Raw genomic sequence first — 13,690 nt, forward strand, 5'->3', positions numbered from 1 at the left:
CTATGCCGCTGCCATTCAAACCCGCCTGCGCACCGATGCTGCTCGGCGATCTGCCACACCAGACCGCGAGCCAGGCGCTCGCGCTGGCCCGGCAGCACACCGGCACCCTGCTGGCCTGGCCCCAGCTGCCCCAGCGCAGCCCGCGCGAGCAGCCGCTGGCCCAGTGCGCGGCGGGCTTCCCTGGCCTCGTGCACGAGGCGCACAGCGGCAGGCTGTATGTCGCCAGCGATGCCGCCGAGCCAACCCTGGGCACCTTCGAGCTGGCCTACCTAGAAAACCGCAGCGGCATCGCCCACCTGGATGAGCAGAACGCCGCCGGATTCTACGAGCTGCTGCGGCATGGCGAGGGCATGCCGCAGGCGCTGGCCTTCAAGGGCCAGACGCTCGGCCCGATCAGCCTGGCGCTCCAGCTGACCGACGAGCAGGGCCAGCCGCTGATCTACCAGCCCGCCCTGTTCGACCGCGTGACCCAGTTCGTGCGCATGCGCGCGGCCTGGCAGGAGCAGCGGCTGGCCGAGCTGGGCAGGCCCACCATCATCTGCCTGGATGAGCCTGCGCTGGAGCTGATGGGCTCGCCCTTCCTGCCGATCGGCTGGGAGGACGCCGCCGAGCAGATCGGCATGGCGATGGAGGATGTGCGCGGCTGCCGCGCGCTCTTCATCGGCAGGGGCTGGGAGCACATGGGCTGGGTCAAGGCCGACCTTGTGATCGGCAGCGCGCTGGGCCACGCCGACGCCATGGTCGACGCCGCCGCGCAGATCATCGCCCACCTGCAGGACGACGGCCTGATCGGCCTGGGGATCATCCCCAACCAGCCCGAGCCGCTGGCCGCAGCCACACCCCAGGCCCTGCGCGACCAGATGGCCACGCTGCTGGGGCAGCTAGAGCAGGCCGGGGTCGCGACCCGCACCCTGCTGGAGCAGGCGGTGATCACCACCGCAGGCGGCCTGGGCGCGCTCACCCCGCCCGAGGCCGAGCGCGCGCTGCGGATGCTGGCCGACACGGCGGCGCTGCTGCGCGACGAGTATCTGGCATAACCTGGGCTGCTGGCCCACCGCCGCGCAGGCGCGAGCCGCGCGAGATGAGAGGAAACCGACCGTGCGTATTGTTGTCACCGGTTCGCTGGCCTACGACTATATTATGAACTTCCCCGGCTCGTTCCGCGATCACATCCTGCCGGAGAAGACCCACATGCTCACCGTGAGCTTCCTGGTCGATTCCATGAAGCGGCTGCGCGGCGGCGTGGCGGGCAATGTGGCCCTGACCCTGGCCCTGCTGGGCGAGCGCCCGCTGGTGCTGGCCAGCGCCGGCCAGGATTTTGGCGAGTACCGCGCCTGGATGGAGGAGCACGGCATCGACCACAGCGGCATCGCCGCCGTGGCCGACGAGTTCACCGCCTCGTGCTTTATCAACACCGACCTCGCGGGCAACCAGATCGTGGCCTTCTACACCGGCGCGATGGCCTACTCGAAGAACCTTTCGCTCGTGCCGCTGGGCCTGGGGCCAGACGACCTGGTGCTGATCTCGCCCACCGACCCCGAGGCCATGAGCCGCTACGCCCGCGAGTGCCGCGAGTTGGGCGTGCCCTTCCTGTTCGACCCCGGCAAGCAGACCCCGCGCCTCACCGGCGAGCAGATCGTGGATGGCCTGCAGGGCGCGAAGATCCTGGTGGGCAACGACTACGAGTTCGCCATGATGGCCCAGGCCACCGGCAAGACCGAGGAGGAGCTGATCCGCTCGGTGCCGATCACCCTGGTGACGCGCGGCGGCGAGGGCGCGACGATCTACACCGAGGGCCGCGAGATCCACATCCCGATCGCGCCGGTCGAGCGCGTGCTCGACCCCACCGGCGCGGGCGACGCCTTCCTGGGCGGCTTTGTGTTCGGCCTCTCGCGCGGGCTGCCGCTGGAGACCGCCGGGCGCATCGCGGCGCTGGCCGCCTCGTACTGCATCGAGCAGCACGGCTGCCAGGAGCACAGCTACACCAGCGCGTCCTTCGCCGAGCGCTACGCCGCCACCTTCGGCACACCGCTGCCGCTGGAGGCCCTGGCCGCACAGGCGAGCGCCTAACCAACGCCGATACATTTGCCAATCGCGCAGATCTATCAATCATACATAAAAGGAGAAGACCCTTGGCCAACCCGTACGACATTAAGGACATCAGCCTTGCCGAGCAGGGCCGCAAGCGGATCGACTGGGCAGAGAAAGAGATGCCCGTGCTCCGCCTTATCCGCGAGCGCTTCGCCAAGGAGCGCCCCCTGCAGGGCCTGAAGGTCTCGGCCTGTCTGCACGTGACCGCCGAGACGGCCAACCTGATGAAGACCCTGGCCGTAGGCGGCGCAGATGTGGTGCTGGCCGCCTCCAACCCGCTCTCGACTCAGGACGACGTGGCCGCCGCGCTGGTGGCCTACGAGGAGATCCCGGTGTTCGCGATCAAGGGCGAGGACAACGAGACCTACTACAGCCACCTGAAGGCCGCGCTGGACCACAACCCGAACGTCACCATGGACGACGGCGCGGATCTGGTCTCGGGCGTGCTGAAGGATCGCCGCGACCTGCTGCAGACCCTGCTCGGCTCGACCGAGGAGACCACCACCGGCGTCATCCGGCTCAAGGCCATGGCCGCCGACGGCGTGCTGTCCTTCCCGGTGATCGCGGTGAACGATAGCGACACCAAGCACATGTTCGACAACCGCTACGGCACGGGCCAGTCGACCATCGACGGCATCATCCGCGCCACCAACGTGCTGCTGGCCGGCAAGACCTTCGTGGTGGCCGGCTACGGCTGGTGCTCACGCGGCATCGCCTCGCGCGCGCACGGCCTGGGCGCGAACGTGATCGTGACCGAGGTCGACCCGATCAAGGCGCTGGAGGCCGCGATGGACGGCTTCCGCGTGATGCCGATGCTGGAGGCCGCCAAGCTGGCCGACTTCATCTGCACCGCCACCGGCGACAAGAACGTGATCGACGGCCACCACTTCGAGGTGATGAAGGATGGCTGCATCGTCTCGAACTCGGGCCACTTCAACGTGGAGATCAACATCCCCGCGCTTGAGGCCCTCTCGGTCGAGAAGCGCCAGCCGCGCCAGTTCATCGACCAGTACATCACCAAGGATGGCCGCCAGATCAACCTGCTGGGCGAGGGCCGCCTGATCAACCTGGCCAGCGCCGAGGGCCACCCCAGCGCCGTGATGGACATGTCGTTCGCCAACCAGGCCCTGGCCAGCGAGTTCCTGCTGGAGAACAAGGGCAAGCTCTCCAACGGCGTGCACGCGCTGCCGAAGGAAGTGGACCAGCGGATCGCCGCCCTCAAGCTTGAGGCGATGGGCATCAACATCGACACGCTGACCGCAGAGCAGGCCCACTACCTGGCCTCCTGGGAAGAGGGCACATAGTTCGCACCCCACCGGCGGCAGGGCATCGGACCGGTGCCCTGCCTTTTGCTATCGCGCTACGCCGGCACATGGAATGGAGCACCCCCATGAGCTACGACCCCGAGCCGACCCAGCCATCGTTCACGCCGCCGCCCGGCTTCGCCGCCGCGCCGGAGATCGCCACCGAGCGCAACGACGGCGACAACTGGTCTATTATCGCTATCACCGTAACGACGATGACCCTGCTGGCTTGTGTGCCTGGCCTGAGCTGCCTGGTGCCGCTCGCACCGCTGATCGCAGGCATCATGGCGCTTTCCAAGGCCAAAAACGCCAGCAACCCGCAGCAGGCCAAGACATTCGGCTGGATCGCAACAATCCTGGGCATCCTGGTGCTGCTGGCGGCGGTGGTGGTGATAGTGCTCTACGGCGCGATCATCGCCGGGGCCATCCAAGACGCCCAGCGCAACGGCGACTTCTAGCGCCGCACGCCCACGCTCGGCGCGGGCAGCGTTCTCTCTTATCTGCTTCTAGCCTAAACTGGAGTATAGGCATGCCAACATCGTTCATGCAATCCCCCAAGCTCTTCTTCACCTCCGAGAGCGTCACCGAGGGGCACCCCGACAAAATCTGCGACCAGGTATCCGACGCGATCCTGGATGCGTTCCTTGCCCAAGACCCGCGCGCCCGCGTGGCCTGCGAGACGGCCACCACCACCGGCCTGATCGTGGTGCTGGGCGAGGTCACCTTCGGCACGGGCTACATCCCGGTCGAGGAGATCGTGCGCAAGACCGTGAAGGAGATCGGCTACACCAGCAACGACTTCGGCTTCGACGCCGACACCTGCGGCGTGATGGTGGCCCTGCACGGCCAGTCGCCCGACATCGCCCAGGGCGTGAACCGCGCCCTTGAGGCCCGCAGCCGCATCACCGAGGAGGAGGTCGAGACCATCGGCGCTGGCGACCAGGGCATGATGTTCGGCTTCGCCTGCAACGAGACCCCCGAGCTGATGCCGGCCTCGATCGCGCTGGCCCACCGCCTGGGCCGCCGCCTCTCGAAGCTGCGCAAGGATGGCACCCTGCCCTACCTGCGCCCCGACGGCAAGAGCCAGGTGACAGTGGAGTACAGCTACGGCAAGCCCGTGCGCGTGGACACCGTGCTGATCTCGAACCAGCACGCCGCCGATGTCGAGCAGGAGCAGATCCACCGCGACATCATCGAGCAGGTGATCAAGGCCGAGATCCCCGCCGAGTGGCTCGACGAGGACACCAAGTTCTTCGTCAACCCCACGGGCCGGTTCGTGATCGGCGGCCCCATGGGCGATAGCGGCCTGACCGGGCGCAAGATCATCGTGGACACCTACGGCGGCGTGGGCCGCCACGGCGGCGGCGCGTTCAGCGGCAAGGACCCGACGAAGGTGGACCGCTCGGCGGCCTACGCGGCGCGCTGGGTGGCCAAGAATGTGGTGGCCGCAGGCCTGGCCGAGCGCTTCGAGGTGCAGCTGGCCTACGCCATCGGCGTGGCCAAGCCGCTCTCGATCGGCGTCGAGACCTTCGGCACCGGCAAGGTGGCCGACGAGGTGATCGTCAAGGCCATCAGCGAGGTCTTCGACCTGCGCCCCGGCGCGATCATCCGCGACCTCGACCTGCGCCGCCCGATCTACCGCCAGACGGCGGCCTACGGCCACTTTGGCCGCACCGATGTGGAGCTGCCCTGGGAGCAGACCAACCGCGTGGACGCGCTGCGCGCGGCGGCTGGCCTCTAGGCCCACACCGGCACACACCGACCCAAAAGGGCGCGGCGAGCTACTCGCCGCGCCCCTTTATTATGGCCTATTCCTCGCAAAATCCCTCACAAAGAAGCAACCAAAAAATCCCCCGCCAACCGTTTAATTTCACAGATCCAGGTTCCTCAATCTTTCTTGGTGTCATGCGGGCCTCTGTATGGTCTCACGCGCGGGCTGTGGTGCAGCCGGTGCGCTCGATCATGCGCCCGCGCGATGCCCGCCCTGTAGCATAGGGAGCACGTATGCCGTTCCGTTGGAGCACGCGGGCCGTTCACCCCCGCGCGACGTTCGCCGCCACCTGCGTGGCCGCCATTGCGCTGGGTGCCATAGGGCAGCCAGGCGTGGCGCGGGCCGCCGCCATCACCATCACCGTCACCAGCGCCGCCGACACCATCGGGGCATGCCCAGGGCCTTCCTGCAACCTGCGTGCGGCCATCGATCTAGCCAACGCCAACCCCGGCACCGATACCATCGCGTTTGCGATCGGCGCGCTGGGCAGCGCGGCCACCATCCAGCCCACCTCGGCGCTGCCCGCCATCACCGAGGCGGTGGCCATCGACGGCTGGAGCCAGGGCGGCATGCTCTACGTCGGCGCTCCGCTGATCGAGATCCAGGGCGCGGGCGCGGGCAGCGCCGACGGCCTCGTGCTGGATGTGGGCAGCGATGGGTCGACCATCCGTGGTCTCACGATCAACCAGTTCGCGCAGAACGGCATCCTCATCCGCTCGGCCAGCAACCGCGTGATGGGCAGCTACATCGGCACCACCGCCGACGGCGGCGCGGCGGCGGCCAACGCGGGCGCGGGCGTGATCATCAACAGCAGCGCGGCCAGCGACAACCTGATCGGCACCGATGGCGACGGGGTAGATGACGCCGCCGAGCGCAACATCATCTCGGGCAACGGGATGTACGGCATCAACCTGAACCTGGGCGATGGGAATGTCGTCGCGGGCAATATCATCGGCCTCGACGCCGCCGGGAGCAGCGCCGTGCCAAACATGGGCGCTGGGGTAGGCATCTTTTCCAGCAACAACCTGATCGGCATCAGCAGCTTCGGCACGGGCACCGCCGATGCGGCCAACATCATCAGCGGCAACATCACCAACAACTTCGGCTCGCCCAGCACCTCGGCCTGCACCGGTGTGCCCGGCGACGGCATCGCCCTCGTCAACAGCGCCAGCGGAAACACCATCGCGGGCAATATCATCGGCCTGAACGCCGCCGGTACGGCCCCGATCGGCAACACCTGCGATGGCATCAATATCGGCGGCCCCAACAACCATATCGGCGTGGCCTACATGGGCAGCAACACCGCCGGGCGCAATGTGGTGGCGGGCAACCGTATAAGCAACATCTCGATCTTCTACACCAGCGGCACCGAGATCGCGGGCAACTACATCGGCACCACCGCCGACGGCCTGAGCGCGGCCTCGTCGAGCGGGTTCACCTACGGCATCCAGATACAGGGCGGCACCAGCACCACCATCGGCACCAACAGCGACGCCATCGGCGATGCAGGCGAGCGCAACATCATCGCGGGCAACCCCTACATGGGCATCCGCGCTATCGGCGCGGACACGGTGCACATCGCAGGCAACTACGTCGGCCTGAGCGCCGCCGGACTGCCGCTGGGCAATGGGGCCGCAGGCATCACCATCGACAACAACTCGCACGACTTCACCATCGGCGTGGATGGCGATAACGATGATGGCGAGCGCTTCGAGGGCAATGTCATCTCCAGCAATGCGGGCAACGGCATCGAGCTCTACAGCGGCCTGGCCAGCGGGGCCGATAACAACGTGATCGCGGGCAACTGGATCGGTACCGACCCCAGCGGGGCTGGCGGGGCAAGCTTCGGCAATGGGATGAACGGGATACTGATCGCCAGCATGATCGACTCCTCGGGCACACGCATCCCGGCCAACAACAACCGCATCGGCACCAACGACGACGGGGTGAACGACGAGCTTGAGCCAAATGTGATCGGCAACAACAGCAGCACGGGCATCAACCTGTTCAAACCAGGGGCTGCCACCATCGCGGGCAACTTCATCGGCGCGAGCGCAACCGCCACCCTGCAGCCTAACGGATGGGATGGCATCGCGGTGATGGAGGGCGACCCAATCACCATCGGCGGCAGCACCAGCGCGACAGGCAACCTGATCGCGGGAAATGTCGGTAACGGCATCGAGCTGGTCGGCTCCTCGCCCACTATCCGGGGCAACACCATCAGCCAAAATGGCCAGAGCGGCATCACGCTAGGGGTGAGCTTCAATGGCACCTATAGCCCCACGCAGGCCAGCGACGATGTGGTGGCCCAGCCCCAGATCGTCAGCAACACCATCCGCGACAACTGCTCAAATGGAGCCTCAAGCTGCGCGGGCATTTTTGCCCTCGACACATCGCCTGCCAACAGCGCCACGCTGGCGAGCGACAACACGCCCTACGCCAACAATGCTGAGAACTATATCGAGCAGTACTGGTACGGCGCAGCCGAGCTGATCAGCGGCGGCTCGCCCGTGGCGGGCAGCATCGTGCTGGACAGCGCGAACGGCGGGCCGAGCTACACCCTGGGCAGCAGCGCGAGCTGCGCGGCGCTTGGGACGATCATCCACGGCGACCAGGGCGCAATCAACTGCGACGACGTGACGACATGGGCCAGGATCTCCGAGTATCAGGTTTCAGCTGCGGGGGTGCGCTCCGCCTACATGCCGATCACGGCGGCTGCGCCGAGCACCGGCAGCTACAGCTTCGACGGCGACGCCAGCACCGACCCCACCGACAGCGGCGATGGGTTCGTGGGCGAGGGCACCACCACCGGTTCTCTGAGCCGGTACCAGATCATGGAGGTGCAGCCCGCCGCCGCAACACCGACCCCGTCAAACACGCCAACGGCCACGCCGTCAAACACACCGACGCGGACGATGACGCCGACGCCATCCAACACGCCAACGGCTACACCATCCAACACGCCAACGGCCACGCCGTCAAACACACCGACGCGGACGATGACGCCGACCCCGTCAAACACGCCAACGGCCACACCATCCAACACGCCAACGGCCACGCCGTCAAACACACCGACGCGGACGATGACGCCGACCCCGTCAAACACACCGACGCGGACGATGACGCCGACACCATCCAACACGCCAACGGCCACACCATCCAACACGCCAACCGCAACACCGTCAAACACACCGACGCGGACGCCGTCGCTGACACCATCCAACACGCCGACCAACACTGCGACGCTCACCCCGTCCAATACCGCAACGCCAACCGATACACCGACCAACACGCCAACCGCAACACCAACCGATACACCGACCAACACGCCAACCGCAACACCAACCGATACACCGACCAACACGCCGACCAGCACGCCGTCGCTGACGCCCACACTTACGCCAACGAACACGCCAACGAACACGCCGACCAGCACGCCAACGAACACGCCAACGAACACGCCGACCAGCACGCCAACGAACACGCCGACCGGCGTGCCTTCGGCCACACCCACGGGGACCATGTCGCCAACACCAACCAGCACGCCGACGCCGACTATCACGCCGACACCCAGCTCAGGGGTGGCACATAGCGTGTTCCTCCCCCTGCTGATGCGATCTGGCACGCCGGATCTCACGGTGACGAATGTCGAGATCGCGCCTGCCAAGCAGGGATTCACCACCAGCGACCAGGTGACAATCAGCGTGACGGTGAAGAACCAAGGCAGCGCAGCCACCGCCAGCGGCTTCTGGGTCGACCTCTACGTGCAGCCCTCGGCAGCACCCGCGATCAACACGCTCTGGCACGAGATCTGCGGTATCACGCCGTGCGTAGGCATGGCGTGGCCGGTGCGGCAGGCGCTGGCCCCTGGCGAGAGCATCACGCTCACCAGCGCCGCCAGCTACGACCCGCAGCGCAGCTTCTGGCTGGGCTGGCTGCCCAGCGGCACCAGCGACATCTACGCCCTCGCCGACAGCTGGAACACCAGCGGCACCAGCGGCGCGGTGATCGAGAGCGACGAGCAAAACAACCGCTTCCACCTGGGCGGCCTGAGCGTGAGCGGCGAAAACCCGCCCTACCAGCCCTGGCAGCCCGGCGCGACCCGCTCGCACGAGGTTCCCGCACGCACCCCGCTCGACCTGACAACCGTGGAGGAGGCCCACTAATGCACGCACGACACCTCGCGCCCATCCTGGCGGCGGCGCTGATCTTCGGCGGGATCGCAGGGCTGGGCGCGCCCGTGGCATGGGCGCAGGAGCCGCCGCCGCGGCCCACGCTCACGCCTGCGCCGCCCACCGCCACGCCCGAGCCGACCGCAGCGCCCACCAGCACGCCCCGGCCCAGCCGCGACGACGACAATGATGACGACCGGCCCACCGCCACGCCCGAGCCGACCGCCACCGTGGCCCCCACCGCCACGCCCGAGCCGACCGCCACCGTGGCCCCCACCGCCACGCCCGAGCCGACCGCCACCGTGGCCCCCACGCCGGTGGTGGCCCGCCTGCCGGACACCGGCGGCAGCGGCGGCGCACCATGGCTGCTGGCCGCGCTGGGCGCGCTGATGCTGGCCACCGGCATCGGGGTGCTGCGGCGCAGCATGCGCTAGGCGGCGCACCAGCACACAAAGGGGCGGGCGATCATGCGCATGATCGCCCGCCCCTTTTGCTGCCCGGCTATTGGCCTGGCTACCCGGCGCGATACCATCCGGCGCGCAGCGCCGTCGGCTCCTGCACCAGCGACGCGAACACATCCAGCCCTTTGCCGCCCTCGATCCGCCGTCGCGGCAGCGTGAGCATGTCCGAGTAGTCGTTGTCGTAGCGGGTGGTGGTGGCGTTGCTGAAGCCAGCGGCGCGCACCTGCGCCACCGTATCGGCGTTGTAGCGCCCGGATGGGTAGCAGAAGCTGCTGATCGGCGCGCCGATCTTCGCCTCGATCTCGCGCTTCGAGTCCGCCGCCTGCCGCAGCACCTCCGCCGAGGCTGCCTGCGAGAGGTCGATATGGTCCAGCGTGTGCGAGCCGATCTCCATGCCATTGCGGTGCATCGCCACGATCTGCTCCCAGCTCATGTAGGGCGGCTGGCCCACGAAGCTATCCACCACGTAGAACGTGGCCACGAAGCCGTAGCGCTGTAGCACCGGTAGCGCCTCGGTGTAGGCATCTAGGTAGCCGTCGTCGAAGGTGAGCGCCACGGTCTTGGCCGGGCAGGCTGGCTCGCCCTGGATGCAGCGCTGGGCGGTGGCCATCGTCACTGTGGCGTAGCCGTTGTCGTGCAGCCAGCGCATCTGCTCGTCGAACTGGGCAGGTGTGACCGAGAGGCCGTAGCCCAGCGGGTCGGCGGCCTGATCGACGGTGCGCACGTAGTGGTACATCAGGATGGGCACCGGCCCGGCCTGCAGCGGCCCGCCGAGCGCGGGTAGCGGCGTGGGAACCAGCCCAGCGGCCCCCACCAGCTGCAGCGGCCCGGGCTTGGCCGCGCCATCGGCCAGCGACGTGGGCGAGGCCAGGCCGCCGACCCCGCCCGCCCTCGGCAGGTACAGCCAGGCCACCATGGCCAGGCAGAAGGCATTCAGCACGATCAGGTATTTCGCCAGCCCCGATAGCCCCCGCCGCCGCCGCTCGCGCAGGCGGCGGTACTCGGCGCGGCGAGCGGCGCGCAGTTCTTCCATGGGCAGCCATCCTTTTCTTGGCCAAGGCCGCGTGACAGATCGGCATGATGGTAGCACTGCGATTTTGGCGCGTCAACAGGCGGTAGATTCTTTACCACCAAGACTCCAAGTCACCAAGGGGACGAATAACCTCGAAGGCGCAAAGGGGAAAAGGGAACGGATACCCTGGTTATTGATGCGATTGGGCCTGTGTACCCTGGGGAAGGGCCTGTGCAGCACAGCGGCCCACCTTCCCACCCGGCCCATGCGGCGAAGGTGCCGCTGAGGTTTTGATGGCCATATGCACGAACACCAGCGACCAGCATTCGGCATTGGAACGCTGCAAATTGGGATTCCAAGGGGGCGTAGCCCTCAGCAGGTATTACTTTTATGAGCGGGGCTTCTGAATGTGGCAAAACACACCATCAAGCGTGCCGAGCTATGCCGACCATGCATCATGCGCCACGCCATGATTGTTGCCCACCTTCCCACCCGGCCCATACGGCGAAGGTGCCGCTGATGTTTTGATGGCCATATGCACAAACGCTAGCCGCCAGGGAAGCGCATAGGAATGCCTCAAATTGGGGGTTACGAAGGGGGTTACACCCCCTCGCGGGGTTCCTAGGGGCTGGCCCCTAGGCGCCGCCCGCGCAGGGCATCCACCCACCCGACAACCACCACCGACATCGGTGATGGGGGACACGTCGAAAAAGTGACCCCATGTGAGGGGCGATGCCCCTAGCCGCCCGCGCAGGGCGCACACCAACCAAATATGAGCAGCCATCATCGAGGCCGCAGCGGTCGGCCCGACCGCGCCATCAGCCCAAACAGCGGCCCCATATGAACGCATCGCCCCCTCGCGGCAAATTCTAGCAAAACGTTTACGCTCCGCCCCGCCAAACGCTATTGCCGATTTCCGACTCCTCCGCTATCATGCCAGATCGCAAACCCGATATTCCAACACCATACTGTATATCTGAAGGAGAAGACTCCGATGACCGCTGAGACGACAGCAACGCCAGAGGCGACGCCGGTATCGTTCCGCGCCGAGACCAAGCAGCTGCTGCACATCCTAGCACACTCGCTCTACACCGACCGCGAGATCTTCCTGCGCGAGCTGCTCTCCAACGCGTCCGACGCGCTCACCCGCATCCAGTTCGAGATGCTCACCAACCAGGATGTGCTCGACCCCGAGGCCGAGCTGGCCATCCACATCACGGTGGACAAGGACGCGGGCACGATCACCATCAGCGACACCGGCATCGGCATGACCGCCGAGGAGCAGATCGAGAACCTGGGCACCATCGCCAAATCCGGCGCGCGCGACCTCATCCAGCGGCTGGAGGCCTCGCAGCGCGGCAGCATCATCGGCCAGTTCGGCGTGGGCTTCTACTCGGCCTTCGTGGTGGCCGACGAGGTGGCGGTCGTCTCGCGCTCGTTCCGCCCCGAGGCCCAGGCCTCCGAGTGGCGCTCGCAGGGCGAGGACACCTTCACGCTCCACCCCACCGAGCGGGCCGAGCGCGGCACCAGCATCATCCTCAAGCTGAAGGAGGACGCCAAGGAGTTCGCCGAGGACTGGCGGATCAAGCAGATCATCAAGAAGCACTCCGACTATATCAGCTTCCCGATCTACGTGGGCGAGGAGCAGGCCAACCAGCGCACCGCCATCTGGCGCAAGGCCCCGCGCGAGGTGAAGCAGGAGGACTACGAGGAGTTCTACCGCCAGAGCACCATGGACTTCAGCGCGCCGCTGCACCAGCTGCACCTGGCCACCGAGGCCCCGGTCGACATCCACGCCATCCTGTTCGTGCCATCCACCCGCGAGCGCGGCCTGATCGAGCGCCGCGTGGAGGGCAAGATCAAGCTCTACTCGCACAACGTGCTCATCCAGGAAGAGGCCAAAGACCTGCTGCCCAACTACTACCGCTTCATCGAGGGCGTGGTGGACAGCGAGGATCTGCCGCTGAACGTGGCCCGCGAGACCGTGCAGAGCACCCAGGTGCCCGGCAAGATCAAGAAGACCCTGACGGGCCGCCTGACCAAAGAGCTGGTGGATCTAGCCGAGAAGAACCCTGAGACCTACAAAAAGTTCTGGGATGAGTTCGGGGCCTTCATCAAAGAGGGCATCGCCACCGACTACGCCGCCCGCACCGACCTGCTGCCGCTGCTGCGCTTCTACAGCTCGAAGGAGCCGGAGAAGCTGGTTTCGCTGGCCGAGTACGCTGGCCGCATGATCGACAGCCAGACTGACATCTACTACGTGCTGGCCACCGACATCGAGAGCGCCCGCCGCAGCCCGCACCTAGAGGCCCTGGAGGAGCGCGGCATCGAGGCGCTGCTGATGGTCGACTTGGTCGACGGCTTCATGCTCAGCGGCCTGCGCGACTACGAGGGCCACGCGCTCAAGAACGCCGACGACCCCGACCTGAAGCTCCCCGGCGAGGCCGCAGCCCAGGATGTCGAGCTGTCCGACGAGGCCTTCGCCCGCGTGGTGTCCAAGGCCAAGGAGGTGCTGGGCGAGCGCGTCACCGGCGTGCGCGCATCCAACCTGCTGCGCACCAGCGCCGCCCGCCTGGTGGCCCCCGAAGGCTCGCCCAACCACGAGATGGAGCGCGTGCAGCGTATGCTCGACCGCGACTACAAGACGCCCGCACGCCTGCTGGAGCTGAACCGCAGCAGCCAGCTGGTAGCCGACCTGGCGACCCTGATCGAGCGCCAGCCCGAGGCCGAGATCACCAGCATCCTGATCGAGCAGATCTACGACGACGCGCTGCTGCTGGAGGGCCTGCACCCCAACCCGGCCAACATGGTGGACCGCATCGCCAAGCTGATGCAGGCCGCCGCCAGCGCCGCCGCCAAGGGCGCCTAGCCACACCGCT

Annotated in this window: 8 protein-coding genes and 1 pseudogene; 8 read left to right on the forward strand and 1 reads right to left on the reverse strand. The window is 67.0% G+C overall.

Annotated features, from left to right (window positions below; all coding sequences use genetic code 11):
- Positions 1–2 precede the first annotated feature (2 nt).
- The 7 genes and pseudogenes from F8S13_09515 to F8S13_09545 all read left to right on the forward strand — a co-directional run bounded on the left by F8S13_09515 (position 3) and on the right by F8S13_09545 (position 9,772).
- Positions 3–1,037 (forward strand): hypothetical protein, encoded by a 1,035-nt coding sequence (locus F8S13_09515; GenBank protein KAB8143254.1) that lies wholly within the window; start codon positions 3–5, stop codon positions 1,035–1,037.
- Between the two features lie 103 nt (positions 1,038–1,140).
- A complete protein-coding gene (locus tag F8S13_09520; GenBank protein KAB8143565.1) occupies positions 1,141–2,070 on the forward strand; it encodes a carbohydrate kinase family protein in 930 nt (309 codons plus the stop codon).
- A gap of 62 nt (positions 2,071–2,132) precedes the next feature.
- Positions 2,133–3,395 carry an adenosylhomocysteinase gene (locus tag F8S13_09525; protein KAB8143255.1) on the forward strand — a complete coding sequence of 421 codons (1,263 nt, stop codon included), beginning with the start codon at positions 2,133–2,135 and terminating at the stop codon, positions 3,393–3,395.
- Positions 3,396–3,481: 86 nt separating this feature from the next.
- Positions 3,482–3,853 (forward strand): hypothetical protein, encoded by a 372-nt coding sequence (locus F8S13_09530; protein KAB8143256.1) that lies wholly within the window; start codon positions 3,482–3,484, stop codon positions 3,851–3,853.
- A 71-nt stretch (positions 3,854–3,924) separates the two neighbouring features.
- A complete protein-coding gene (locus tag F8S13_09535; GenBank protein KAB8143257.1) occupies positions 3,925–5,136 on the forward strand; it encodes a methionine adenosyltransferase in 1,212 nt (403 codons plus the stop codon).
- 2,885 nt (positions 5,137–8,021) lie between these two features.
- Positions 8,022–8,735, forward strand: a pseudogene (locus F8S13_09540) (hypothetical protein).
- Between the two features lie 596 nt (positions 8,736–9,331).
- On the forward strand, positions 9,332–9,772 hold the full coding sequence (locus F8S13_09545) for an LPXTG cell wall anchor domain-containing protein (GenBank protein ID KAB8143258.1): 441 nt from the start codon (positions 9,332–9,334) through the stop codon (positions 9,770–9,772).
- Between the two features lie 79 nt (positions 9,773–9,851).
- Here the strand turns inward: F8S13_09545 and F8S13_09550 are convergent, their stop codons facing one another.
- On the reverse strand, positions 9,852–10,832 hold the full coding sequence (locus tag F8S13_09550; protein ID KAB8143259.1) for a polysaccharide deacetylase family protein: 981 nt from the start codon (positions 10,830–10,832) through the stop codon (positions 9,852–9,854).
- Positions 10,833–11,805: 973 nt separating this feature from the next.
- On the opposite strand from F8S13_09550, the gene htpG reads away from it, so the two are divergent.
- On the forward strand, positions 11,806–13,680 hold the full coding sequence (htpG, locus tag F8S13_09555; GenBank protein ID KAB8143260.1) for a molecular chaperone HtpG: 1,875 nt from the start codon (positions 11,806–11,808) through the stop codon (positions 13,678–13,680).
- Positions 13,681–13,690: the final 10 nt, after the last annotated feature.

The organism is Chloroflexia bacterium SDU3-3 (genome assembly GCA_009268125.1).
In the GTDB taxonomy this organism is placed as follows: domain Bacteria; phylum Chloroflexota; class Chloroflexia; order Chloroflexales; family Roseiflexaceae; genus SDU3-3.